General features: G+C 43.0%; 25 protein-coding genes and 3 pseudogenes. 13 read left to right on the top strand and 15 right to left on the bottom strand.

Annotation, left to right across the window (positions count from 1 at the left end; all coding sequences use genetic code 11):
- Window positions 1–133: 133 nt before the first annotated feature.
- From AACL30_RS03675 to AACL30_RS03685, 3 genes and pseudogenes are all read right to left on the bottom strand, one after another.
- Entirely contained in the window at window positions 134–313 is a 180-nt protein-coding gene (locus AACL30_RS03675; protein WP_176488864.1) for a hypothetical protein, read from the bottom strand.
- On the bottom strand, window positions 310–774 hold the full coding sequence (locus AACL30_RS03680; protein WP_339057840.1) for an IS200/IS605 family accessory protein TnpB-related protein: 465 nt from the start codon (window positions 772–774) through the stop codon (window positions 310–312). The genes AACL30_RS03675 and AACL30_RS03680 overlap by 4 nt, the downstream gene beginning before the upstream one ends.
- 28 nt (window positions 775–802) lie before the next feature.
- Window positions 803–1,768, bottom strand: a pseudogene (locus tag AACL30_RS03685) (IS110 family transposase).
- Window positions 1,769–1,965: 197 nt separating this feature from the next.
- Between AACL30_RS03685 and AACL30_RS16345 the strand changes: the two are divergent.
- Window positions 1,966–2,061 (top strand): transposase, encoded by a 96-nt coding sequence (locus AACL30_RS16345; protein ID WP_218014757.1) that lies wholly within the window; start codon window positions 1,966–1,968, stop codon window positions 2,059–2,061.
- Between the two features lie 56 nt (window positions 2,062–2,117).
- Here the strand turns inward: AACL30_RS16345 and AACL30_RS03690 are convergent, their stop codons facing one another.
- Window positions 2,118–3,131, bottom strand: coding sequence for an IS701 family transposase (locus AACL30_RS03690; RefSeq protein ID WP_339057841.1), 1,014 nt, complete (start codon window positions 3,129–3,131; stop codon window positions 2,118–2,120).
- 133 nt (window positions 3,132–3,264) lie between these two features.
- On the opposite strand from AACL30_RS03690, the gene AACL30_RS16350 reads away from it, so the two are divergent.
- Window positions 3,265–3,408 (top strand): transposase, encoded by a 144-nt coding sequence (locus AACL30_RS16350; RefSeq protein WP_407078951.1) that lies wholly within the window; start codon window positions 3,265–3,267, stop codon window positions 3,406–3,408.
- A 397-nt stretch (window positions 3,409–3,805) separates the two neighbouring features.
- On the opposite strand, the pseudogene AACL30_RS03695 reads toward AACL30_RS16350, so the two are convergent.
- The 7 genes and pseudogenes from AACL30_RS03695 to AACL30_RS03725 all read right to left on the bottom strand — a co-directional run bounded on the left by AACL30_RS03695 (window position 3,806) and on the right by AACL30_RS03725 (window position 8,972).
- Window positions 3,806–4,741, bottom strand: a pseudogene (locus AACL30_RS03695) (IS5 family transposase).
- Window positions 4,742–4,830: 89 nt separating this feature from the next.
- Window positions 4,831–5,082 carry a hypothetical protein gene (locus AACL30_RS03700; RefSeq protein WP_339057842.1) on the bottom strand — a complete coding sequence of 84 codons (252 nt, stop codon included), beginning with the start codon at window positions 5,080–5,082 and terminating at the stop codon, window positions 4,831–4,833.
- A gap of 774 nt (window positions 5,083–5,856) precedes the next feature.
- Window positions 5,857–6,705, bottom strand: a complete 849-nt coding sequence (locus AACL30_RS03705) for an ATP-binding protein (protein WP_339057843.1) — start codon at window positions 6,703–6,705, stop codon at window positions 5,857–5,859.
- Window positions 6,706–6,710: 5 nt separating this feature from the next.
- Window positions 6,711–7,505: a replication protein gene (locus AACL30_RS03710; protein ID WP_339057844.1), complete on the bottom strand. Its 795-nt coding sequence runs from the start codon at window positions 7,503–7,505 to the stop codon at window positions 6,711–6,713.
- 141 nt (window positions 7,506–7,646) lie between these two features.
- Complete coding sequence (locus tag AACL30_RS03715; protein WP_339058388.1) at window positions 7,647–7,973, bottom strand: transposase; 327 nt, start codon at window positions 7,971–7,973, stop codon at window positions 7,647–7,649.
- A gap of 83 nt (window positions 7,974–8,056) precedes the next feature.
- On the bottom strand, window positions 8,057–8,434 hold the full coding sequence (locus tag AACL30_RS03720; RefSeq protein WP_339057845.1) for a transposase: 378 nt from the start codon (window positions 8,432–8,434) through the stop codon (window positions 8,057–8,059).
- 292 nt (window positions 8,435–8,726) lie between these two features.
- On the bottom strand, window positions 8,727–8,972 hold the full coding sequence (locus AACL30_RS03725; protein ID WP_006706107.1) for a helix-turn-helix domain-containing protein: 246 nt from the start codon (window positions 8,970–8,972) through the stop codon (window positions 8,727–8,729).
- Between the two features lie 125 nt (window positions 8,973–9,097).
- Here AACL30_RS03725 and AACL30_RS03730 point away from each other — a divergent pair, with 125 nt between their 5' ends.
- The 4 genes from AACL30_RS03730 to AACL30_RS03745 all read left to right on the top strand — a co-directional run bounded on the left by AACL30_RS03730 (window position 9,098) and on the right by AACL30_RS03745 (window position 12,854).
- Window positions 9,098–9,745 (top strand): LexA family protein, encoded by a 648-nt coding sequence (locus AACL30_RS03730; RefSeq protein WP_339057846.1) that lies wholly within the window; start codon window positions 9,098–9,100, stop codon window positions 9,743–9,745.
- A gap of 175 nt (window positions 9,746–9,920) precedes the next feature.
- Window positions 9,921–10,364, top strand: coding sequence for an IS200/IS605 family accessory protein TnpB-related protein (locus tag AACL30_RS03735; protein ID WP_339057847.1), 444 nt, complete (start codon window positions 9,921–9,923; stop codon window positions 10,362–10,364).
- 1,173 nt (window positions 10,365–11,537) lie between these two features.
- Window positions 11,538–11,834: a transcriptional regulator gene (locus tag AACL30_RS03740; RefSeq protein ID WP_339057848.1), complete on the top strand. Its 297-nt coding sequence runs from the start codon at window positions 11,538–11,540 to the stop codon at window positions 11,832–11,834.
- A gap of 297 nt (window positions 11,835–12,131) precedes the next feature.
- On the top strand, window positions 12,132–12,854 hold the full coding sequence (locus tag AACL30_RS03745) for a helix-turn-helix transcriptional regulator (protein WP_339057849.1): 723 nt from the start codon (window positions 12,132–12,134) through the stop codon (window positions 12,852–12,854).
- 122 nt (window positions 12,855–12,976) lie between these two features.
- On the opposite strand, the gene AACL30_RS03750 is transcribed toward AACL30_RS03745, so the two are convergent.
- Window positions 12,977–13,099, bottom strand: a complete 123-nt coding sequence (locus tag AACL30_RS03750; RefSeq protein ID WP_339057850.1) for a hypothetical protein — start codon at window positions 13,097–13,099, stop codon at window positions 12,977–12,979.
- Window positions 13,100–13,724: 625 nt separating this feature from the next.
- Here AACL30_RS03750 and AACL30_RS03755 point away from each other — a divergent pair.
- The 3 genes and pseudogenes from AACL30_RS03755 to ltrA all read left to right on the top strand — a co-directional run bounded on the left by AACL30_RS03755 (window position 13,725) and on the right by ltrA (window position 17,541).
- On the top strand, window positions 13,725–13,979 hold the full coding sequence (locus AACL30_RS03755) for a transcriptional regulator (RefSeq protein WP_339057851.1): 255 nt from the start codon (window positions 13,725–13,727) through the stop codon (window positions 13,977–13,979).
- A gap of 701 nt (window positions 13,980–14,680) precedes the next feature.
- A pseudogene (locus AACL30_RS16355) lies at window positions 14,681–14,986 on the top strand (reverse transcriptase domain-containing protein); the annotation flags it as partial.
- Window positions 14,987–16,236: 1,250 nt separating this feature from the next.
- Complete coding sequence (ltrA, locus tag AACL30_RS03760; protein WP_339057671.1) at window positions 16,237–17,541, top strand: group II intron reverse transcriptase/maturase; 1,305 nt, start codon at window positions 16,237–16,239, stop codon at window positions 17,539–17,541.
- A 436-nt stretch (window positions 17,542–17,977) separates the two neighbouring features.
- Here ltrA and AACL30_RS03765 read toward each other — a convergent pair whose 3' ends face one another.
- Both AACL30_RS03765 and AACL30_RS03770 read right to left on the bottom strand, forming a co-directional pair.
- Entirely contained in the window at window positions 17,978–18,763 is a 786-nt protein-coding gene (locus tag AACL30_RS03765) for a hypothetical protein (RefSeq protein WP_339057852.1), read from the bottom strand.
- A 519-nt stretch (window positions 18,764–19,282) separates the two neighbouring features.
- Entirely contained in the window at window positions 19,283–19,408 is a 126-nt protein-coding gene (locus tag AACL30_RS03770) for a hypothetical protein (RefSeq protein WP_339057853.1), read from the bottom strand.
- A 30-nt stretch (window positions 19,409–19,438) separates the two neighbouring features.
- Here AACL30_RS03770 and AACL30_RS03775 point away from each other — a divergent pair, with 30 nt between their 5' ends.
- Together AACL30_RS03775 and AACL30_RS03780 are read left to right on the top strand one after the other, a co-directional pair.
- Window positions 19,439–19,633, top strand: coding sequence for a KilA-N domain-containing protein (locus tag AACL30_RS03775; RefSeq protein ID WP_050749342.1), 195 nt, complete (start codon window positions 19,439–19,441; stop codon window positions 19,631–19,633).
- Between the two features lie 518 nt (window positions 19,634–20,151).
- Window positions 20,152–20,283 carry a hypothetical protein gene (locus tag AACL30_RS03780; protein WP_260200216.1) on the top strand — a complete coding sequence of 44 codons (132 nt, stop codon included), beginning with the start codon at window positions 20,152–20,154 and terminating at the stop codon, window positions 20,281–20,283.
- A gap of 43 nt (window positions 20,284–20,326) precedes the next feature.
- Here AACL30_RS03780 and AACL30_RS03785 read toward each other — a convergent pair whose 3' ends face one another.
- Window positions 20,327–20,518 carry a hypothetical protein gene (locus AACL30_RS03785; RefSeq protein ID WP_339057854.1) on the bottom strand — a complete coding sequence of 64 codons (192 nt, stop codon included), beginning with the start codon at window positions 20,516–20,518 and terminating at the stop codon, window positions 20,327–20,329.
- On the opposite strand from AACL30_RS03785, the gene istA reads away from it, so the two are divergent.
- The gene (gene istA, locus AACL30_RS03790; protein WP_339056344.1) at window positions 20,517–21,695 is read left to right on the top strand and encodes an IS21 family transposase; all 1,179 of its coding nucleotides are present in this window, start codon (window positions 20,517–20,519) and stop codon (window positions 21,693–21,695) included. The two genes, AACL30_RS03785 and istA, sit on opposite strands and share 2 nt — an antisense overlap.
- The gene (gene istB, locus AACL30_RS03795; RefSeq protein WP_339058365.1) at window positions 21,692–22,489 is read left to right on the top strand and encodes an IS21-like element helper ATPase IstB; all 798 of its coding nucleotides are present in this window, start codon (window positions 21,692–21,694) and stop codon (window positions 22,487–22,489) included. Before istA ends, istB begins: the two co-directional genes overlap by 4 nt.
- Window positions 22,490–22,859: the final 370 nt, after the last annotated feature.

Consider the following 22,859-nt stretch of genomic DNA (forward strand, 5'->3'; position numbering starts at 1 on the left):
AATAGAGATATACCGTGCACCGATGGCTAATGCTTAAAGCGAGTTTATTTAAAAACCCGTGATTCTTCCGCCGGATATTACCAGTATTAAGTATTCCAACGTGAACGACTCGACCCAACAAACGGCTACGCCGCTATGGATTGAGCTTCTGCAACCCGTGGGCGCATTCTAAAACAAGTACATTGACTCGCTTGGGCAGGTACACGCAGCCCTTATCAGCTAAACCTTTTACAAAGTCATCACCGATTTCTTTCCGCAGGATATTGATTGCCCCATTCACATCCGCGTTTAGCAAGCGTCCGTTTGATGTCACGTATAATCCGCGTTACGTTTACCTGAAAATACCTTTTCCCCAATATCGCCGTAATTTGGTATAGCGTCACAATCCAAAGCGCTCGCTTTGCTGGTGTAACTTTCCTCTCTTACAATCACAGTGAGCCCGGTTTCATCGGCTTTATATTGAATCATCTCGATAAGCCTGGCATGAGGAATGCTGACAAATTTTTGGTTATTCAGCTTGCCGATGTTAATGGATTTTTTCCATTCGAAGTTGTGACCAATAACAAGGGTTCCTGCGTCGGCCATCAAAGCGTAATTGATAATGAAACGACTCACCTTGTGGAGATAATCATTTATCCAGCATAATCGTTTAACTGATTTAATCATCTTCCCGTTAACCAGAACAAAAGGTTCGGTTGCAGCTTTATATTCGGCCTTATTGCAGCAAATAGCACTGCTGCGGGTTCCGATGAAATCCGCTGACTCACACCTCATTTCCTCAACGAGCTTTAAGCTCAGGACCTTATTCAGATACCGTCCTTGCCAGTTTGTTAGCCATTGCTACGATTGCCACGCTGGTTGGCCGGCGTTTTTTTAACTCCGTTATCCACTGCCCCGGTTCTTTTGCCAGTAACGCCGCTGCGCGGGCACCATGGATAAATAGCGTTCGCAGATAGGTATCCCCTCGTTTGCTTATCCCCAGTAACCGGATTTTTCCACCCGTTCCGGTCTGTTTCGGTACCAGGCCTACATAGGCTGCGAACTCACGTCCTGATTTAAAGGCAGAAGCCTCGCCCATCGTGGCCATGGCTGCGGTAGCAATAATAGACCCCACACCAGGGATTTCTAGCAACCTTTTACAGCTTTCATTCTGTTTTGCCAAAGCAACCAGTTGCTTTTCAATACCCTCGATTTGAGCATCCAGATCACCCAGTCGCTGGTGTTGTTCTTCCAGCATAGCGATAAGGAAGGGCGGCAGTCGTGCCTTCAAGCGCTCCAGCGCCCATGGCAGAGATTTATCCAGTGAAGCCCGGCCTTTACTTATTGTTTCGCTGAACTCCAGCAACATGCCATGCAAGGCATTAATCTGTGCAGTTCTAAATTTTACTCATTGGCGGCGTATTCTGTGCAGCACCAGTACTGACTGCTGTTCTTCGGTTTTTACTGCAATGGCCTTGCCGGGTTGTTGCACTGCCATCCATATAGCACGGGTATCCATCACATCATTCTTATTACCCATCAGAAAGGCTTTTACAAAACGAGGCTGAAGCAGGCGAACTTTATGCCCCTGTTTTTCCAGTTCACGAGCCCAGTGCTGAGAACCACCACACGCTTCCATCCCTATCAGGCAGTGCGCCCGGTTACTGAAAAACGCTAAAAAGGCATGACGACGGAGCTGCTTGTCAACTACCTCACCACTGTGCTCGTCGATAAAGTGGATCTGAATCACATGTTTTGCGATATCTACGCCAACCGGTGTATATTTCATTTTGTGGGTCCTCCAGTTTTTGGAAGCACTAGGCATCCCGTATGGGCACAATGATGCCGAAAATCTGTGAGGATCCACACCTTACTTTTCAGTCTCGAGCCCTTGATTAAGTGGTTGGGATGCGTTCATTACATTTACTCATTTTAGTGTTGAGAATCAACGTGGTTATTAGATCTCATTATTACTATGTCTATAAGATGAACTACCACTTAGTGTTAGTTACAAAATACCGAAATAAGTGCTTCACGGGTGAGTTACTGGAGGAAATATTCAGGGAACAGTGCAAAAAGTGATATGTCAGTGTTTTAGAGTTTGGTGGCAAAGCTGACCACGTTCACCTTATCAGGACTTACGCAAATCGCATAATAATAGAAGGTTTTTTGAGCTGTTGACAAAGATAATCATCGAGCAAGCCTTGCTTAATACGATAAAGCGTTTTGCTTGTGCTTCGAGCAATTTGAGCCAATCGGATCCAAACTAGAAAAGCGCAAGCAATATGATTACGTTGGATCCGAGCACGGCGACATTGGCATTTTTCGAGTCCAGTGAGTTGTTTTGCTTCACGGTGAAACTGCTCAATCTTCCAGCGCCAGCCACACACTTGGTGTGTGCCCGAGGTAGAGTCTTGAGAAAGGTCGTTAGTCACGACAAAATCCGTGCGGTGTGTAGACACCACAACCCGGAACACTTGCACCTTATGCATTTTTGGAAAATTTTTGATTTTGATCGTCTTTCCATGAGCGAGTTCATATTCGTCCCAGATGAGAGAATCCACGTGACGATAAGGATTTACCCCGCATGAATCATCCACCAAACGATTGTCTTTCAGTGGGCAGTAGTAACATCGGTGCAACGATTCGATAAATAGCATCATCTTCTTAGTCGCATACCAGGTATCCATCAACACGGCAGCAAAGGGCAGGCACTTATGTCGTACTACGTTGTTCAGCATATCCTGCACATGATCGAGTTTAGATTTGCCGTCACCCTCAGGATGGTAAATACGAAAATCAATGACCCAAAATTGTTCCGTGCTAGGATTGACGTACAGACAATTCACGACGCCAATGCCTTTGATGACGCGGTGGGCGTTACCACTGTATTGACGTTGCACCAACTCAATCTGCTGCGAAAAATTTTTGTCCAATACCGTGTCGTCGAACACAATATAGCCGTCTGGAGATGGCACCATATCACCCCTTACTTGTGCCCACACAGCGCTTCCCGTTACGTGACCTTTTCGCAAATAGCGATTAATCGCATCGTGACTCATGTCTTGCGTGTGATCAGCAAAATTCGTCAAGGTGTAATTTATCTGGCTTACCATCAGATACTGGCAGTAGTTTAAGCGGCTTGGTTTCATTTGTGACACTCTACAGAATTCCTATCCTAATTTTAGGTGAAAATTGCGTAAGTCCTGCTTATGTTGGAGATGCACCCAAATATCGAACCAGCAAAGCTCATTAATAGCCTGAAGACGGTGAGCAGCCGACTTTATTCGTAAGGAGTTTTCAAAGCACCTTGCAGTGTACTACTGGAAACCTGTTTTATGGGCGAGGACTCACTGCTTGATAACCGCAGGGGGTGCTCCACTTAGCATTCTGAAAGACTACATACAGAATCAAGATAAACCAAAGTGATTAGAGGGCGCTATCCATCTCACACTAAACTAACTCGCTAGCTATGGACGGAGAATTTCGCGCAAACTGTTAAATAAGTTTTTATTTTGTCCAACTTTTTCGGGTCAGTGCATTCTTAGAAAAATTGAATCACTGGATTACTCAACCAATTTGATTGGGAGCAATTTTACGCTCAGTGATTATGGTAGTCTCGGATTACACATGTACTAAAATGACTTCACCTTTCTGGTTATGGGATTCACTGGCAATAGGGAAACCCTGAAGAACCTCCCATAAAAGTTTATATTTGGCGCTAGTAGCACTAATTTTTAAAGTCATTGGATAGAAAAGGAGGTCAATGCGCTCTTTTTTACGGTATACAGATACTAGCTACACTTTTTTCAGTATCAAGGGTCAATTAGGGGCGACAAAACAAAATTTTTCTAGCGAGAAAGAGATGGGTCAAAGCAAATAAGCTAAATAATTGCGCAGTATTTTTAGCTAAACCTTTGTAACGCACTTTTCTAAAGTTGAACTGGCATTTTAATACACGGAAGGGGTGTTCTACTTTAGCCCGGATTTTCGCGTTGAGACTTTGCTGATGCCGATGTTTTTTCCATACCTGCTGCTCCTGCCCCGGCAAGGCCAATACCCTCCCGTCGGGGGATGTGCCAGGTGACCACGCGATGTTGATGTTCGCTGCGTCGCATCACGCCTTTACAACCGACATTACCATGAACAACCTCTTCTTGGCCGTGAAGAAGGTGATGAACTTGCGTCACATCGGCTACATTCGCCGAGGTTCCCACCAGGGAGAATGCACCAGCCCCGTCTGTGCATCCACGCCAATATGCGCTTTCATGCCAAAGTAGCACTGATTACCTTTACGGGTGGCTTTCATGTCAGGATCACGGCTATTTTGTCGGTTTTTAGTTGAGCTGGGTGCATGAATGATCGTAGCATCGACAATGCTACCCCGTTTGATAAATAGCTGAAGCGACGCTAAATGCGTTTTAACTTCTTCAAACAGCGCTTCACTTAAATGATGTTTTTCCAGCCAATGACGAAAATGCAGGATCGTGGGATCGGAGGGAATGGCATCGAGACATATCCCCGCAAATTGACGTAATAAGGGGATGTCGTATAACGCTTCTTCCATCGATAAATCAGCATAATTAAACCCATTTTGTAAAAAATAAATCCGCAACATCATCTCTAAAGGTTTCGCTGGTCTACCGCCTTTAGGGCTTGCCTTGGGATAATGACGACTGAGTTTGGCCAGAATTTTTTCCCAGGGAACTATCGTATTCATTTGCGCTAAAAAGTCGGCTCGTCTCGTCGATTTCGTTTTCATTTCACTATTAACCTAAAAAAATTATTGGTAACAGAATAGACTACTTTTATCGGTTCTTCAGGGTTTCCCTAAGACCTTAGTATTCAAAGTTACATTTCGCGGTTTAATTGCATGGAAGCTGCAAGGAAAGGAGGAGTTGGCATCGATTCGTAAGGCACACTGTTTTCTGGTCTGGATGGTTTAGCTTTCTGTACAGTAAGCTTTTGTGGTGTGCAAGCTTTGATGGGAAAAAGTCTACCCGGCCATACTTTACAAACTGGCGTTTCTTTTTGAGCAGCTAAGACAGGTATAGATGATAGTAGAATAGGCAATATCTTTAAATAAGTCTTTATTTTGTTCATGTAATACCCCCACAATCCATTTTGATGTGACCATACCCCAGCGGTTTATTAATCATAGTTACAATAGAATTGCTTGCCAATATTATTTAGCACTGATTGCCCATAAAAAAGCCCTCGCTCAACCCCTAACGCAGACGCCAGTTCGGCGGCGGATGAGCTACAGCTAGCGCTAGCTCCTCTTTACTTTTTCAGAGACGTAGCCTTACCCAATTTGTCGTTATCAGGAGGACACGCTTCTCACGATTTGTTATCCCACGTATACCCAGTGTGAGGCTCTTTCGCAAATAATGTTGGTGCTAAAGACAGTTCAACACGCCGGTCACTGAAGAAATAACAGGCGATCCCCTATCATTGGGGTAGAACGAGTAATTTTTTAGCATGATCATTTTCACAGATAAAAAGTCAGAAAATGATTTATATGGCTCTGTTAATAAAGTTTATTTATTGAATTATAATGCTTTTAATGAAAATGTCACGGTGCTTTAAAACGGTTATGAGAAAAAAATAGTGTTGTCTGTTATCGCCAGAATCACTGATAAAGCGCAAATTGTTTCGCTAGCAAAAAATGGTTACCCTGTTTTTTAAATAAGCTCCTTTTACTCATAATCTTTTAAAATTATATTAATTTCAATAAATTGATTAATATTACTTTGTTAACAGTGCATTATCTGTTAGGTTTCTTGATGCAATTGGCCATTAGTTAACGGTTGTTGTTGACATGGGTTGTATTCACTCTCTGCCGATACGCTCTGCATCCGTGTTTAATGGCCGTCACTAAGTCACCCTCGATCGATAACTGTCCCAGGTAAACGCCAGTGTGCAGCCCCCGCCCTCGTTCATCCGATCCATCACACGTTCACCCATAAACTGCGCTAAGGCTTCTTTTGGCAGATTACTGAGCAAAATGGTCGGTTTCATCCCTTCGTACCGATTGTTGATGATGTCAAACAAGATAATTTTCTCTGTGTCAGAGCCAAATTGAACGCCTATTTCATCAATGATTAACAACTCTGGTGAGATGTGCATCCGCAGCACCTCGGCCTCTGTCATCTGCGTCGGCTTAGTCCAGGTTGATTTATATAATCGCACCAAGTGCAGGGCTGAGGTGAACAGTGCCGATGCCTGGTAGGCAGTGATAACATGCTGAGCAATGGCCAGCGCTAAGTGGTTTTTGCCTGTGCCGGGTTTGCCACACATCACTATCCCCCCGCCTTGTTTGAGTCGTTCAGGCCACTGATTGGCGTAGGCTTGACACACTTTCAGGCAGTGCGCAGCCTCTTTATTGATGGGCTCAAAATTATTCAACGTCGCTGATTGAAAACGTGGGGGCAAATTCAAACCCTGCATCAAGCGGATAATCTGTTGCTCAGAGAGACGTTTATCGTTTTCCTGTTGAGCTTGCCGAAGCGCCGCAATTTTATCTCGGATACAGTCTGGGCAGGTTGAATGGCTGGCGACACAGCTAATCACATTGAATTCTCGAATACGCTGTTCATAAGATCCATGTTTTTTACAGTAGGCATTTTGGGTAAACACGGCGGTGTTGGGAATAGCCATCGGTGGCTGCGCAAGGGCGAGGAGATGCTTTTCCAGACACGTGATTTCTTCCTGATAATCAAGCATGGTTATCACTCCATCCAGACCGGTATATCCGAAACGCCATAGTGTTTTTCATTAAAATTTTCAGTCATCCGGTGGGAGGCAGACTGTGGTTTAATACCAAACTTCACCGCATTTCTGAGCCAGGTATTTAAGGCGGCATCCCAATTTTTGAACTTTGACCCTTTAGAAGCGTGATAATCCACAAACACAGCAAATTCACTGAGCAGGTTGACGCCCAGTTCATTGGCCAATGAGGTGTGTTTTTCAGAAGGGGTAAATCCTGAGGGTTGTTGCGTGGCTTTGTTAATTTTTTGGGCAACGCTTTTTGGTATTATAGGCACTATCTTTATATTGTCTTTTTTGTCTTTTGTAATAGTGTCTTTTGTGGTTAACAGATTCTGTAAAGGACGATTTACCGTTTCCTTAAAGGTTTTCTTTACAGATACCGTCAATGTTTTACTGATTGTGTTAACCTTGGTTTTCCAGCTTAAAATCGCCTTGTTTATGCCTACCGATCTGCCTGCTGAAATCAATATGCCTAATTTAATCAGCTCGTTTTTAACGGTGCTGCATCGAGTTTCTGGCAGTCCCGTCAGGGCTGAAAGTTGAGCATTACTAACCCAATCCCGTTTTTTATTGAACCCGTATGTTTTACGTATCACCGCCAGCGCGATCAATAGCTGATTCTGTGTTAATCCCGCCCGTAAAATTGCCTCAAGCAATTCATTAGCCAAACGGGTATAACCGTTATCGGTATCAACCACATGACGTTCTTCACCCTTTGTATGCGGACAAAAATTTACATAAGCGATATTACTCATAGTGATCTCCATAAAGTTTCTGGAATGTGTGTAATGCTTGCGTAAAGCCAGTCTGTGTTATTGGTAGAGAACCATTAAAATTCACAATTGCCTTCATGATTATACAGACAGCTATGAAATTTACTTTTTGACATGGCACTGTTAACAAAGTAATTTAAAGACCTTAAGACAAGCGATGGCGAAAAAAGAAAAGAAGGTGATATCAAGCTTATCAAAGCGCAAAGCGAGTCTTTTATGTTCTTTTATTTTGCCGAAGAAACGTTCAATGGCATTACGTGTTTTATATTTTTCTTTATCTTTTGGCGGGATACCGGAATAAATCGCGCCTTGGCGGCGGGGGATCAGCGGGTATTTTCCGCTATCACGAATAAACTTTTTGACATCATAAAAATCGTAACCTTTATCCACGATGACATCGCTTATCTGTCTCCAGTCTCCTTTTGCCCACAAGGTAGAAAAGACTTTTATATCAGTACGTTGTCTCTAAGAATAAACAGACACTCCTGAGACAATCGCCTGAAAGGCCAACATAAATTTTAGTGCTCATTCCTTTACGACCGCGCCCTATCGACTGAACTCCTTTTTTTTAAACTCCCTGAGCCAGGGCGGTGTAGGCTCACTGTGGTGCTGTCTATCCAGACGCAGTCAAGGCTGATTTTCTTTTTTTTCTGCAATAGATAAAGCAAATGCCAGAATAGCCCATTCTCACTCCAGCGTTTAAAACGTGTGTAAATCGTATGCCAGTGGCCATAAAAAGTAGGCACGTCACGCCAAGGGATACCGGTTTTCAATACGTATAACACTGCCGAGAAAAAGTGATAATGGCTGATACCCGTGGGTCTGCCTGGACGCTTGTAATATTTAAAAATATGAGGCTCGATTTCTTTTATAAAATCGGACGCTTTGATCGGATAATGTCTGTTTTTCATCCTTAATAACCCCACAAAAAGCGGATATTATCTCAACACTCACTTTGTTAACAGTGCTATATCCAAGCACATCAAAACAACACTATGACCGCTTTCAATAGACCTGCCTATGATCAATTAAATTTTTTATTTATAATCAGTATTTTATACAATAATAATATAACATACGGGTTATAAAATGCTTCATCGTAGTCGTGGATGATAGGTAATGATGGTATCCATTAAACAGTCTTTCCTTTGTAGATTAAATTCATTAAACTTTACTATTCAGAGAAAAAAGCGATCTAGGTTGTTAAAATGTAAGTGAAGGTGGGTTCCGTGAGCTTAGACGACTTGACTTTTCTTCCCCATACATCAACCAATGAGGGTTGCACTGGAGTGCTTTGGCAAGTTCCAATAGATAACGCGGCCGTTTGGTGATTCCAGCCTCAATTTGCTGAATGGATTGCTGTTTAACACCCGTTTTTTTGGCAAGTTCGACCTGAGTTATTTTCAGTGCTGAACGTCGTTGTCTAATCCGTTCAGATAGGTTTTTCATAGTCTCTCCAAAACAAATTTATTTGCATTTAATAACAATTTAATTTGTTTGTCAAATACAGTTTTTCTTGTGAATATGTGAATATGTGAATATATTAAGGAGAGTTATTTTTTAGGGATGACTTCATGAGTATTGCGGATAGAGTTCGAAGCAGACGAACAGAATTGGGCCTTACTCAAAAAGATTTAGCCAAACGAGTCGATACTTCTCAACAAGCTATTGAACAATTGGAAAATGGTAAAACAAAAAGACCACGCTATCTTCCTGAGCTTGCTAACGCTCTGAATTGTCAACTTTATTGGTTATTAAACGGGGGCGAGCATAAAGACGAACCTAACAACGTTGCCTATATCACTCCTCATAAGCGAACAAAAGTTTATCCATTGATCAGATGGGCACAAGCTCGTAATTGGAGTGAATCTATTGAACCTTATTATAATGTTTCTGAAATTGAAGAATGGCCAGAATCAGCGGCTCATGTCATGGGAGAAGCTTTTTGGCTACGTGTCAAAGGGGATTCTATGACATCACTTATCGGTGTGAGTGTGTCAGAAAATACACTTATTCTTGTCGATACAGGCCGTGAGGTTAAAGATGGAAATTTAGTTATTGCAAAGTTAACTGATGCCAATGAAGCAACGTTCAAGAAATACATCATTGACGCAGGAAAAAATTACCTAAAACCATTAAACCCAAGCTATCCACTCATCCCCATCAATGGTAATTGTCAGATCATCGGCGTAGTAATCGAGGCAAAAATGCGACTTATTTAACAGTTTGCGCGAAATTCTCCGTCCATAGCTAGCTGATTACCTAATAGCCAATGCAGTCTCTCTACGGCTATCCGCCTCATTGTTAGGAATGAAACCTATAATTGTTACCTGTTGTGGCAATCAAATTGTAAACAGTAAAGCGGGTGACGACACAATTGTTCAGGATGTTAGATTCGTGCCAACAGGCAATGCATTCTTCGTTGAGTTGGTTTATAAGTTCAAGTCAATGCCTAAAGTCTTGCTGAATAAGAGCAATGCTTTAGGCATCAATAATCTTGCCACCCTTATTTCAAACCAGCCAGCTGTTCAACCTGTTCTGGTTAACGGGAAGATGATTAAATCAGTTAAACGATTATGCTGGATAAATGATTATCTCCACAAGGTGAGTCGTTTCATTATCAATTACGCTTTGATGGCCGACGCAGGAACCCTTGTTATTGGTCACAACTTCGAATGGAAAAAATCCATTAACATCGGCAAGCTGAATAACCAAAAATTTGTCAGCATTCCTCATGCCAGGCTTATCGAGATGATTCACTATAAAGCCGATGAAACCGGGCTCACTGTGATTGTAAAAGAGGAAAGTTACATCAGCAAAGATAGCCACAGCTCAGATTAGGTTATGAGCCCGTCACGCTAAAGAAAAAATTCTATGGTCAATAAACTTCTGGCTTGGTTTAATTAAAATTTCAATGTCATAGCCTAACCGATTTAGGCATTGCATCAGACTTTTCTGACATGTTAGAGAGTTTGCTATTTCCTGCTTCAATCTAGGATCTAGCCCTAATTTTTCAATAGAGCAAATAATCTGTTTTAATATCCTCCTTCAGCTTATATCAGTTTTTTGTGTCTGAAGATTTCCACTGAGTTCACCTTCCCACAAAATTTTTTTCAATTGAATTTTCTTTCAAATACAAAAAATAAGTTTTTAATTTCACTTTAAACAAAATTAATTGTTTACTAATGTACAATATTGTTTGTATATTATTTCTGCGACTCATTTAAGATTACAACTAACGCCACCAGGCAAGACAGCCCAAGAAGTAGCAGCCTGACCCGGCGCCCCTGTGAAAACGGGGACAAGTCGTGAATTAGATTTAGGCAGGAGCCACTAAGCAGCACGCATTGGGTGAGCGATGTAATCACCCCCAGCCTCGATGAGAGACCGACTGGCAAAGAGTTCTTTAGGAAGGAAGTCATCTTTTACTTTATCGTCGTTGCATTAGCAACGACTTTAACAATGTTTGTTAATGTCCATGCAAAAATCACCGGGATACCCATTCAAACCAGCCCGAAGCCTGGCGACCATGAAAGTAATTGAGAAAATTAAATAATTTGAGGAAAAAGTGAAATGCAAGTAGAACAGAAAAATAGAGTCGAAAAAAAGAGTATTCTGGCATCGGGTTAAAACAGAGCCAGTGCGACTGCTCTAGATATTACAAGTATGTTAGGAGATGACTATCAAATGCCGTATGCGGCGACATGTATCCAGTCTTGCATCGCTTCTGTCAAGGCAAGTCGCCTCGGACAGGGATAAGTGATTGGCAATGGAAAATGTTCTCCCCTTAATTTTTTCATTAAATATATAGAGTTATTGCCTAATAGTAAAATAAGCGGCCTGTTATAGTAATAAATTGAATTTCAAGCCATTCTGACACGAGTTTCGCACTATAAATAACGGAGAAAAAATATGGCCTAACAATCCAATATTAATTAATTTTAGATAGCGCTAACAGAGATGGTCGCGAGCCACCCCTGTCAGCTAACCACCACAACCTGACTGGAGGCTGCTATGGCTATAGTCGATATTACTCAATTTTCTGAATTTCGGGAAGTCTTTCCTGAATTAACCCCTGTCCAATTTGAAACCGCGATGCTTTTTGCGTTAGGCATATCGCAAAAAGACATCGCAGCGTTGCGGTCAGTGTCATATCCCGTGGTAAACGCGACGTTGGAAGAGATAAAAATCAAACTTAATTTCTATTCACTCAACAGCTTGTTGGCGGTATTTCAAGTGCGTCTTGTGTTTTTTGCGTTACGGGGATGTGTTCTACAAAGAAAGAATGAGAGGAAGATAACCGGCCGTTAAAATAGATAACACAAAATGGTATACCAGAAGACCCAAGGTCACCCTTCAAGCTTTGGGTCTTCTCAAAACACACTCCGCGCCTTATCACAAAAATAAAAAATAAGATACCCTGTATATTTCAGGTAACGCCCTTCTTTTTTTTGATTAATAATTCACGTTCACTAAGTAATTCACCCTCTTTATTTGAGGAAATCATTGTGATAAATAAATCCATTGTTGTTGATATAATGTTATGGGCAACCGAACTTTATCTAATTCTTGATAGCGTTGATTATCCACAAAAGTCGTTCCTAAAAAATGAAAACGGATAATAACGTACAATATACGGCGGATGAGATATCAAAACAGCTGATATTGCTGTGCGAAAGTAGCACGAACCCCTGGGGCATTAAGGATAATGAATCACGCTACTTGTATGCGAATAAAGCCTGGTTTGAACTGTTGAATCTTCCCGCTAATTTTAGGCTCAAGGGTCGATTGGACAGCGATATTCCGCATGCTAGCGCAAAGTTTGCCTGTTATTTTCAGGAGCATGACCGCCAAGTCCGTGAAACGCAACAAAGTCTCTCTTCACTGAATATTTATCCCTATGGGCGTAAGCAAATAGTTCAACCTTATATTTGTGAAAAATTCCCGCTTTATAATGAAAAGGGGAAATGTATAGGAATTATTTTTCACAGCAGAAAATGCGCCTTCTTTTCTGCGCTGCAATGTATTAATGGAGAACTACCTAATTTACCGGTTTTTCATTCAACAAAGAAATTGTTTTCTAAAAAAGAACTTGAGGTGATATTTTTTGCTTTATATTCTCTGAGTGCTAAAGAGATAGCCAAAAAACTACATCTTTCTCACCGAACCATAGAAAACACATTACAAAAAATATATCGAAAAGCAGGAATAAATTGTCTAAATCAATTAATAACATTTTGCAAAATAAAAGGATTAGATAACTACATCCCACCTCAACGTCTCCCTATAGGCAGTCAACTGATTGACGTGGGTGTTAAATTTCTATTCTAAAGGTGGGTACTGGATATTCTCGATAAAGAAGTGGGTAACCCCCAATTCAACCTAAAGCCGAACTACTCGGCAACAACGGTGTGAGCAATCTCTCGAGGATGAGTAACAGCTTCAAAAATACCTTAATCGCCTATATACCCTTCGCCTTTGAAGCCGCCGCGTTGTTGGCTGCGGGTGTTCGCCGAATCACGTAGTATGTCTACGCTCATCGGTCTCACACCCTGGCCGCCTAGCGGCAACTTCAAAGACGGAGGGTATACACATTTGATTTTACCGACCAAGACCTTTCAATTTTATGGCGTTCTTTTGTGTTATCTCATAGCGTAAACTGATATTTCTCTGTCATACCGTAATAGATACCCTAGCAGGTGTTGTCAACGCTACTTTATATTGGGCTCTTCCGTAAATAATGTTGGATTAAAGAAACAGTTCAACTCGCCGGTCACTGAAAAATAATGGGCGATCTTCGCTCTTCGAGGTAGAGCAAGTAATTTTTGAGAATGATCATTTTCAATAGATAAAAAGTCAGAAAATGATTTATATCTCAGTTAGCTACAGTGTTCAGTAACAACATTAGCGCTGATACAGAAACTGACTCTGTTGAACGTCCCTTTGACTTGGGTGCTTCAGGGGCGATTCTCGTGGATAACCCGTATCACCAATAACTAAATAAAACAATAAGTCAACTACCAAAGCGGCCAATCAAAAAAAACCGCTGTATCACATCATAACTCAATGGAGAAATGAGCTGAGAATAGCTCAATGAGCAGTGGTGACACAACCTCAGCCTGTGTGGATATCAATAAATGTTAATTAGCACTACAAACCACCCCTATCAGCTAACCACCATAACCTTCACGGGAGGCTGCCATGGCTGCTTTCGATATGACTCAATTTTCTGAATTTCGGGAAATCTTTCCTGAACTCACCCCCGTCCAGTTTGAAACCGCGATGCTTTTTGCTTTGGGAATATCCCAGAAAGACATTGCAGCGTTGCGGTCAGTGTCATACTCGGCAGTAAAAAAGACGCTTTTTCAGACAAAGAATAAATTTGAGCCGCATTCGCTCTATCGTCTTTCTACTGTGTTCCATGTACGTTTTGTACTTTTCGTATTACAGGGGTAAGACCGCGCCAATAGGAACGACAGCACCTTTATCACGAAATACACATCACTCACTTTGGGAGACATTGTGATGAATGAATCCATTGTTGTTGATATAATATTATGGGTAGTTGACTTATTGTTTTATTTAGTTATGGTGATATGGGTTATCCACGAGAATCGCCCCTGAAGCACCCAAGTCAAAGGGACGTTCAACAGAGTCAGTTTCTGTATCAGCGCTAATGTTGTTACTGAACACTGTAGCTAACTGAGATATAAATCATTTTCTGACTTTTTATCTATTGAAAATGATCATTCTCAAAAATTACTTGCTCTACCTCGAAGAGCGAAGATCGCCCATTATTTTTCAGTGACCGGCGAGTTGAACTGTTTCTTTAATCCAACATTATTTACGGAAGAGCCCTTTTAATCATTAGCACTGACAACATCCCAACCATGGAAACGAAACTATAGAAATAGCAGCAAAAGCTAGGTGTAACACAGAACTTAGATTTACATCGCTCTGTCACCACATAACACGTGAAAGGGTGTGGGGAAGTCTAAAACACACCGCTAAGAATAGCACGGCGGGAGTATAGATGGTGTAAATGTAAAAGAAGCGAGGGGGAGACTTTTCAAGACTGGATAGGGTGCATGCTTCAAGCAGTACATCGTAAAGGCTACAAGGCTCCGCCTGTCAGGCGAGTTTGAGTCCCTAAACCGGGAAAACCTGAAAAGCGTCCGATAGGGGTTCCCTGTATTGCTGATCGCGCCTTGCAAAGGAGTGTTGTTGAAGTTCTACCACCGTATGAGCAAGATTTCTTACCTTGTTCATACGGTGGTAGAGCAAGACTAAGCGCGCATCATGCCCTATCAAAACTTAATGAAGTCATAGCAGGGAAGAAAGTAAGATGGGTTTTAGAAGCCGATCTGAACAGCTTCTTTTGTAGTTTAGACCACGGATGGATACTAAGATTTGTGAAACACCGAATAGGGGATCCGAGGATAATAAACCTTATCCAGAGATGACTCAAAGCAGGTGTCCTAGAAGATGAAGAATTGTAAACAACGAAGTTGGGCACACCCCAGGGTGGATCAATCAGCGTATTACTAAGCAATATATACCTACACTATGTCCTTGACCTCTGGTTTGAGAAAGTTGTTAAACCTAGATTAAAAGGCGAGTGTTATCTAATACGCTATAATTGATGGCTTTGTAGTATGTTTTCAATATCGTGCAGATGCATTGCAATTTCAAGCAGTACTGGCCAAACGACTTGGTAAGTTTGGGTTGTTACTAGAGCCAAGTAAAACGCGATTAGTAGAGTTTGGACGATTTGCGCAGAAGCACGCAAAGGAGCGGAATAAGAAAATAAAAACGATCTATTTTCTAGGTTTCACGCACTACTGTAGCCGAAGGAGAAGAGTAGACTAAAACGTAGCTTAAGTAAGTTACGTGAACTAATGCGTCGCATACGGCACTATAAAATCCAAGAACAAGCCAAAGCAATGCCTATTATGGCCTTGGGGGGAATCATAGATCCTTATGGAAAGTCTATCGATATACTACAAGGTACTGGCATAAAATGCTTTGTAGCTGAAGTTGGAAAGGGTATATAACGTGGGAAAAGTTCCGTTTACTCATCACGAAATATACTCCTCTACAGTTGCCAAAGCTAAGGCTATCCTTTGCAGAAATGCAGAAGTTAGTTACGCTGTGAATCAAATCTCGAACAGCGTAGTGCGGGAAAACCGCATGCTGCGTTGTGCGTCCAGCAAAGGCTGGTACATTCAGCAGGAGATAGACCTGCCAGGGTAAAAGTCGGCGCCCTGTAGCTTGGGTAGCAGCATGGCGGGAAACCAAGATGTTGAAGCCTACCGACAACCTTACCGTTAGGGTAAGTGCGAGATATCAGGCCGTAATACAAATGAACACAGAGGTGGCCCCGAAAGTGCGTAACCTCGAAGGCTGAGCCCGCAACGTAGGGGGCGAAAGCAGCATTGCTGAGCGAAATCGACTGAAACACTGAGCAACTTCGGCGGGGTGGTAGTGACGGCATGATATCAAGGATGTACGAAGCAACTGGAGAAGCCCTCCTCGTCCCAGTGAGAAAGCCACTGGAGCAAGGTAGATTCTATAACCGGTGAACCGGGAAGTGAATCGAAGACGAGAGGGTGGCGGAGGGGTGTGTAGTAGTGATGAAGCAAGGTAACGCTTGTGGAGCAAAGGCACCCTACTGACAATAATGCTTCTAACAACAAGGGAGGCAAGGGTTGTCATGATAAAAACAACCATTAATTTGCAAGACCTGAGAAGGAAGATATACATCAAAGCGAAGGCTGATAAATCTTGGCGATTTTGGGGTATCTATGTTCATGTTGGTAAGATGGAAACGTTGCGTACCTCCTATAAGCTGGCGAAACAAAACAAGGGGGCACCAGGAGTAGATGGGGTGACCTTTGAAGAAATTGAGTCCGCAGGGGTAGACAACTTTCTTGAATCCATCAGGAAGGATTTACTCTCCAAGACCTACTACCCACTGAGGAATCGGAAACGGGCGATACCGAAAGCTGGAGGGCAATCCAGGATGTTAAGTATTCCCACTATTCGAGACCGCGTAGTGCAAGGTGCAGTCAAACTCATTCTAGAAGCGATATTCGAGGCAGATTTCCAGCCGGGCTCTTTTGGTTATCGCCCCAAGCGAACGGCTGCTGAAGCAGTAGAACAGGTAACAGTAGCAGCTATCAAGAATATGACGCGAGTCATCGATGTCGATCTCAAATCGTATTTTGACACCGTGCGCCACGATATTTTGTTAAGCAAAATAGCAACGCGCGTGAATGACAAAGAAGTCATGCGGCTACTCAAGCTGATACTGAAAGCAGGTGGGAAATGTGGGGTACCTCAAGGCGGTCCGTTGTCGCCATTACTGAGCAATATCTATCTCAATGAGGTAGATAAGATGCTTGAACGAGCAAAGGGGGTAACGGGTACGGATGGATATCAGCATATTGCATACGCGAGATGGGCTGATGATCTTATCATAATGATCGACAGCTATAGAAAATGGGATTGGCTGGCAGCGGGTGTCTACAAACGACTGAAAGAAGAACTCATGAAGTTGGGAGTAACACTTAATTTAGAAAAGACACGACAAGTTGATCTGAAGCAAGATGAATCCTTCAGTTTTCTAGGGTTTGTTTTTAGAAGAACGAAAACAAAGCAAGGGAAATGGGGAATCATGAAAACACCGAAGATGGACGCGAGAACACGGCTTTTACAGAAATTAAAAGCGGTGTTCAGAGGCCATCAGTCTCAACCGATTGATCGGGTCATTTATCTCATCAATCCGATACTCAGAGGCTGGGTGAATTATTATAGGATCGGTAATTCAAGTCGATGTTTTACCTACGTTAAAGATTGGGTAGAAAAGAAAGCGAGACGTCATTTAATGAAGGCACGTCGACGGCAAGGCTTCGGCTGGGGGAGATGGAGTAGGGAAGGGTTTTATCAAAAATTAGGTTTATATTCAGACTATAAGATTAGATATTACCCAGTACCGAAAGTGTCGCCAGCCAGATAGGTCACATAAGCTTTGGTATGAAGTTGTCAGGTAAGCGTAGTGCGGGAAAACCGCATGCTGCGTTTGACGAGGCGGGCGATGGAAACGGGAGCAATCAAGATAAGTCGTGATTTGATCACCGCGCCATTGTTCGACCCTACTGACGAGGCGGGCGATGGAAACGGGAGCAATCAAGATAAGTCGTGATTTGATCACCGCGCCATTGTTCGACCCTACCTTAGAGGGCGAACATACAGTAATGTGGGTTCGCTACTCGACTGACAACAGCTGCTAGGGTATCTATTCGGTATGAAAGAGAAATATCAGTTTACGCTATGAGATTACACAAAAGAACACCATAAAATTGAAAGGAGGTGAGTCATACGGGACTCGAGCCCACAACCAAAGGTTTATAACACAACTGCCTCTGCCAACTGAGCTAACAACCCACACAAGATTAAAAGGGGATTTTAAGGACGGCAAGAATCACACCAACAGCAACCACTAACATACCACCGAGCTTGATGGTTGTTTGCATGCCGCTCTTTTCGATATCCTTACGCATTAGGGACATTTCAGTCATGAAATCTTTGCGTACATCGGCTATCTGAGCATCGGTCTTCTCGAAACGTGCCGCCATATCTTTACGGACATCGGCTATTTGGGCATCGGTCTTCTCGAAACGTGCCGTCATATCTTTACGAACATCGGCTATCTCAGCAGACAACTCTTTATGGACTGAGACTATTTTAGCGTCAGTTTTTTCAAAGTTATCATCAACTTTTTCGAATCGAGTTTCCATGTCTTTGTGAACACAGGCTATCTGAGCATCGGTCTTCTCGAAACGGGCTTCCATGTCTTTGCGAACACAGGCTATCTGAGCATCGGTCTTCTCGAAACGGGCTTCCATGTCTTTGCGAACACAGGCTATCTGAGCATCGGTCTTCTCGAAACGGGCTTCCATGTCTTTGCGAACACAGGCTATCTGAGCATCGGTCTTCTCGAAACGGGCTTCCATGTCTTTACGGATACCAACAATTTCAGCCGATAGGTTTCTGTGGCTATCGGTTATATGGATAGTCAAGTCCTTACGAAGGTCTTCAAGGTCGCGTTTAGTGGCCACATCAGCAACTTCGTGAGATTTACGCACGGCTAAAGAAAGCGCTTTCGCCTGCTCTGTACGAAAACCAGCATTTTCAAGCGTTTCGACAAATTCTTGTGTATCAAATGCGACCTGAGCCATTACGACGTTCTCCTCAATGCGTTTGGCTTAGTTTAACCGATAAGTCCGTTAACCTGCAAAGGTTCAATGATTAACCAGGCCTGCATCATTATTCACAACAAAACATCATTTCACTACGGAGAGTTAAAGTAAACCTGCCCGTTGTTGCTGGCGTTGAAGTCACCACTGACGAATTTAACCTTATATTTGAATACCATTCATAAAGAGAATGGTGAAGGAAACTATAAACGTCCTTTAATAAAAGCTTGTGACAACACAAACTCAATAATTATTGATGGCAGAATTTAGAGATTAACTTATTGAAAAATCATCAAAGCCCGAAATTATAGCTTAAGTGTTATAAATTGATTTAAAATAGAGGTTCAGAGAAGACATCAACCCTCTGGCACTAACAGGAAGCCAAGGAAAACGTGCTGATTTAGTGCAAAGATTGACGATCACCCAATCCTAGGTCAAGCCCCCTATTCTCAATGTGCTGGGACTCCATTTATCGCTATCATTTGAGAAGGTTTTCTCATGCTAAATAATGTAGTCATTATCGATAATATCATTGTTCGCCAGGATGTTTTCGAGCGTTATTGCCTGAGTGATTTGCACAAAGCCGCGGATAAGCAAGACAGACACCAACCTGCTTTCTAACTCCACAATGAGCAAACCGTTTAATTAATAAGCGATTTGCAAAAATACAACTCGACCAGAATTGAACTCACCGATGTTATCCGTGGTGGCTCTGAACAGGAAACTTTTGCCTATAAAGAACTGATTTACGCCTATGCGATGTGGATCAGTGCTGCTTTCAACCTCAAGGTTATCCGCACGTTTGATAAGGCAGTCATCGGGAACGTTCAGCCTCTCATCGATCAGGTTTAGGTCGGACTGGATTTCATCAATTTTGCTAAACAAGCATTCCGTCTGACACCATCTGCTGTACTGGGGTCACTCAAGCAGCTTCAAACGGCATGTGGTTTACCTAATAGGCTTCCTGCGTATGCGATTGATGCACCAGATGGCAAAAACTCCAGCGAAGATACTGGCTTATTGAAATGCTGGCGCTGAACCACCAGAGTCCGGTTACAAGCGTCTGCAGCTCCTTGACATCGTTGAAAGAGCGTCACGCCCCAGTACCAAAACCTCAGACAAGGAGAAATGCTATTGGTCGATGACGGAAAGGGGTTTGCGATTTGGCAAGAATCTGAACGATCCGGTCAACCTTCAGCAAACCATTCTGATTAACCCAAGGAATACATCCATGATAACTCTTTCATTACGGGCGGAATCGTCATGGCGGTTGCTCACGTGAAAGACGTACTGTTAGACAACATCGTCTCCGGCCTTCGCACCCGTTAGCATAATTTTATCAATACATTACGTCAGAAAGGTGATCCAACATGCGTTATCACATCGAGAGCAACGTCCTACTCATCCGTATTCAAGGCAAGACCCTGCGCTTTACCAACACCGATGAAGGTTATCGCCAGATGATTCAAGTATTTTATCAAAGTAAAGCTGTATCAACATGATAGACCAGAATATCCGTGAAGCAAGAAAGATCATTCACGTTTTCTATGACAGAAAGGCGGAACTGCAGAGCATAACAGAGACGGTGTAATCAACGTTAACTGCATGCCTTAATAAGATCCCATCTCCAAGTGTCAGCGCTAATGATAAAAGACCGTAAATTGCTAATTTAATTTGTCCACTCAAGCCAGAATGCAGTTTCCTTTGTGGTGACAAAGCCATGAGGGAAATAAGCATGCTAAGAAGAGAGGACCACTACATGATAAAACAACGCCATCAACAGGGGGCATTTATTGTTGATATTGCCCATCAGATAGGGTGTTCAGAAAAAACGGTGAGACGGCACATTAGCTATCCTGCGCCGCCAACAGCAAAACGCGGTAAAAAACAGGTTGCTAAACTCGAGCCCTTTAAAGACTACATCGATTCAAGGTTGAGTGAACAGGTTTGGAATGCGGCGGTTATTTTTGAGGAAATCCGTGAAAAAGGCTACCGGGGTGGGAGTGCGATGCTCCGACGTTATATACATCCCAAACGTCCGCTCAGGGCCTCGAAAAACACGGTACGCTTTGAAACCCTCCCCGGTTATCAACTTCAACACGATTGGGGAGAAATCATCGTTGAGGTGGCAGGCTCTGCCTGTACGGTTAATTTTGCCGTTAATACGCTCGGTTTTTCGCGTCGCTTTCATGTCTTTGCTGCCCCTAAGCAAGATGCTGAGCACACGTATGAATCGCTGGTTCGCAGCTTCAATTACTTCGGTGGCAGCGTAAAAAATGTCTTGGTAGATAACCAAAAAGCCGCTGTTATCAAACATGGACAAAATGGCCACATCGAGTTCAATGCGGGCTTCCTGCAACTGGCTAATCACTATGGGTTTAGCCCTCGCGCCTGTAAGCCTTATCGACCGCAAACGAAAGGCAAAACCGAACGGATGGTGGGCTATGTTAAACACAATTTTTTCACTCGCTACCGTCAGTTTGAGAGTTTCGCTCATGTTAATCAACTGCTAGCGATGTGGCTGGCGAAAGTGGCAGACCAGCGTCATCTTCGTCAATTCAAGCAGACACCGGAAAATCGTTTTGCTGAGGAAAAAATAGCCTTGATGCCACTCCCTGCGACTGATTTCGATACCAGCTACTTCGACCTACGACAAGTGGCATGGGACAGCTATATCGATGTCAGAGGTAATCGCTATAGCGTGCCTTCATTCTGGTGTGGTCGTGCGGTTAATATTCGTATCGGTTTAGATAATACGCTACGTATTTACGGCGATGAGCAACTGCTCGCGACGCATCTCTTGCAGGAGGTAACGCAGGGCTGGCAAAAGGTGCCAGAACATCATCAAGCCCTTTGGCAACAGGTCAATCGAGTAGCGTCTCGTTCGCTCAGTGTGTATGAGGAGCTACTCTGATGGAAATGGAAAACTTGTTGATACGGTTAAAAATGGATTACCTGGGCGATGCGTTGGAGAGTTTATGTGAAGAAGCCACCAAGAAAGCACTGAACTACCGTGAATTTCTCCAGCAGGCATTAGCCCAGGAATGGAACGGGCGTCACCAAAAAGGCTTGGAATCGCGGTTAAAACAAGCACGTTTGCCGTGGATAAAAACCTTGGAGCAATTTGACTTTACTTTCCAACCAAGTATAGACAGGAAAATTATCCGCGAGCTGGCGGGGCTGAGGTTTGTCGAACATCATGAAAACGTCATTTTGTTAGGCCCACCTGGGGTAGGGAAAACGCATTTGGCGATAGCGCTGGCTGTCAAGGCAGCTACAGCTGGGCATCGGGTATTGTTTATGCCTCTGGATAGACTCTGCTGTACCTTAATGAAGGCAAAGCAAGAAAACCGTCTGGAACGCCAACTTCAGCAACTGTGCTATGCCAGGGTATTAATACTGGATGAAATCGGGTATTTACCGATGAATCGCGAAGAAGCTAGCCTATTTTTCAGGTTATTGAGCCGTCGTTATGAAAAGGCGAGCATCATTCTCACATCAAATAAAAGTTTTACTGATTGGGGGGACGTATTCGGTGATCACATTTTAGCAACTGCGATTTTAGACAGGCTTTTACATCATTCAACCACATTGAATATTAAAGGAGAAAGCTATCGACTCAAAAATAAACGCAAAGCAGGCATGTTGCCTATAAAAACGACTGATATTATCCAGGCGCCTGGAATAGAAACCCAACAGGAAAATTAGCAAAAACTGGACATTTTAAAGTAGCAAAAAGTGGTCAATCTAAAGTAGCGTTGACACCAAGCAAACAGGCTACCTCACGGCAATTCGTCCTGCACATGCACACGGCGAGACTGAGGCTTTGCCATATTTGATCGGCTCACAATAAGCAGAGGTAATCCAGTGAAAAAACAATCACTCACACGGCATGAAGCCGCTTTAATTGTCGGCGTATCCCGCCCCACGTTATCGCAGTGGGTTAAATCGGGAAGAATTCAAGCAACACGTAAAGATCCAACCAAAAAGAAGTCTCCCTACCTGTTCACCCTGCAAACCTGTCTTGCTGCATTGAACAATCCGATCCACACTGTCGCCGTGAGCGACGGCAGGTTGC

Source organism: Candidatus Regiella endosymbiont of Tuberolachnus salignus (assembly GCF_964020115.1).
Classification (GTDB): domain Bacteria; phylum Pseudomonadota; class Gammaproteobacteria; order Enterobacterales; family Enterobacteriaceae; genus Regiella; species Regiella insecticola.

Excerpts from the sequence above, each read along its gene's own strand:
- AACL30_RS03680 (WP_339057840.1), bottom strand. The coding sequence starts at position 774 with ATGAGGTGTGAGTCAGCGGATTTCATCGGAACCCGCAGCAGTGCTATT.
- AACL30_RS16345 (WP_218014757.1), top strand. The coding sequence starts at position 1,966 with ATGAACTACCACTTAGTGTTAGTTACAAAATACCGAAATAAGTGCTTC.
- AACL30_RS03690 (WP_339057841.1), bottom strand. The coding sequence starts at position 3,131 with ATGAAACCAAGCCGCTTAAACTACTGCCAGTATCTGATGGTAAGCCAG.
- AACL30_RS03700 (WP_339057842.1), bottom strand. The coding sequence starts at position 5,082 with ATGAACAAAATAAAGACTTATTTAAAGATATTGCCTATTCTACTATCA.
- AACL30_RS03705 (WP_339057843.1), bottom strand. The coding sequence starts at position 6,705 with ATGCTTGATTATCAGGAAGAAATCACGTGTCTGGAAAAGCATCTCCTC.
- AACL30_RS03710 (WP_339057844.1), bottom strand. The coding sequence starts at position 7,505 with ATGAGTAATATCGCTTATGTAAATTTTTGTCCGCATACAAAGGGTGAA.
- AACL30_RS03720 (WP_339057845.1), bottom strand. The coding sequence starts at position 8,434 with ATGAAAAACAGACATTATCCGATCAAAGCGTCCGATTTTATAAAAGAA.
- AACL30_RS03725 (WP_006706107.1), bottom strand. The coding sequence starts at position 8,972 with ATGAAAAACCTATCTGAACGGATTAGACAACGACGTTCAGCACTGAAA.
- AACL30_RS03730 (WP_339057846.1), top strand. The coding sequence starts at position 9,098 with ATGAGTATTGCGGATAGAGTTCGAAGCAGACGAACAGAATTGGGCCTT.
- AACL30_RS03740 (WP_339057848.1), top strand. The coding sequence starts at position 11,538 with ATGGCTATAGTCGATATTACTCAATTTTCTGAATTTCGGGAAGTCTTT.
- AACL30_RS03745 (WP_339057849.1), top strand. The coding sequence starts at position 12,132 with ATGAAAACGGATAATAACGTACAATATACGGCGGATGAGATATCAAAA.
- AACL30_RS03755 (WP_339057851.1), top strand. The coding sequence starts at position 13,725 with ATGGCTGCTTTCGATATGACTCAATTTTCTGAATTTCGGGAAATCTTT.
- ltrA (WP_339057671.1), top strand. The coding sequence starts at position 16,237 with ATGATAAAAACAACCATTAATTTGCAAGACCTGAGAAGGAAGATATAC.
- AACL30_RS03765 (WP_339057852.1), bottom strand. The coding sequence starts at position 18,763 with ATGGCTCAGGTCGCATTTGATACACAAGAATTTGTCGAAACGCTTGAA.
- AACL30_RS03780 (WP_260200216.1), top strand. The coding sequence starts at position 20,152 with ATGCGTTATCACATCGAGAGCAACGTCCTACTCATCCGTATTCAAGGC.
- istA (WP_339056344.1), top strand. The coding sequence starts at position 20,517 with ATGCTAAGAAGAGAGGACCACTACATGATAAAACAACGCCATCAACAG.
- AACL30_RS03785 (WP_339057854.1), bottom strand. The coding sequence starts at position 20,518 with ATGCTTATTTCCCTCATGGCTTTGTCACCACAAAGGAAACTGCATTCT.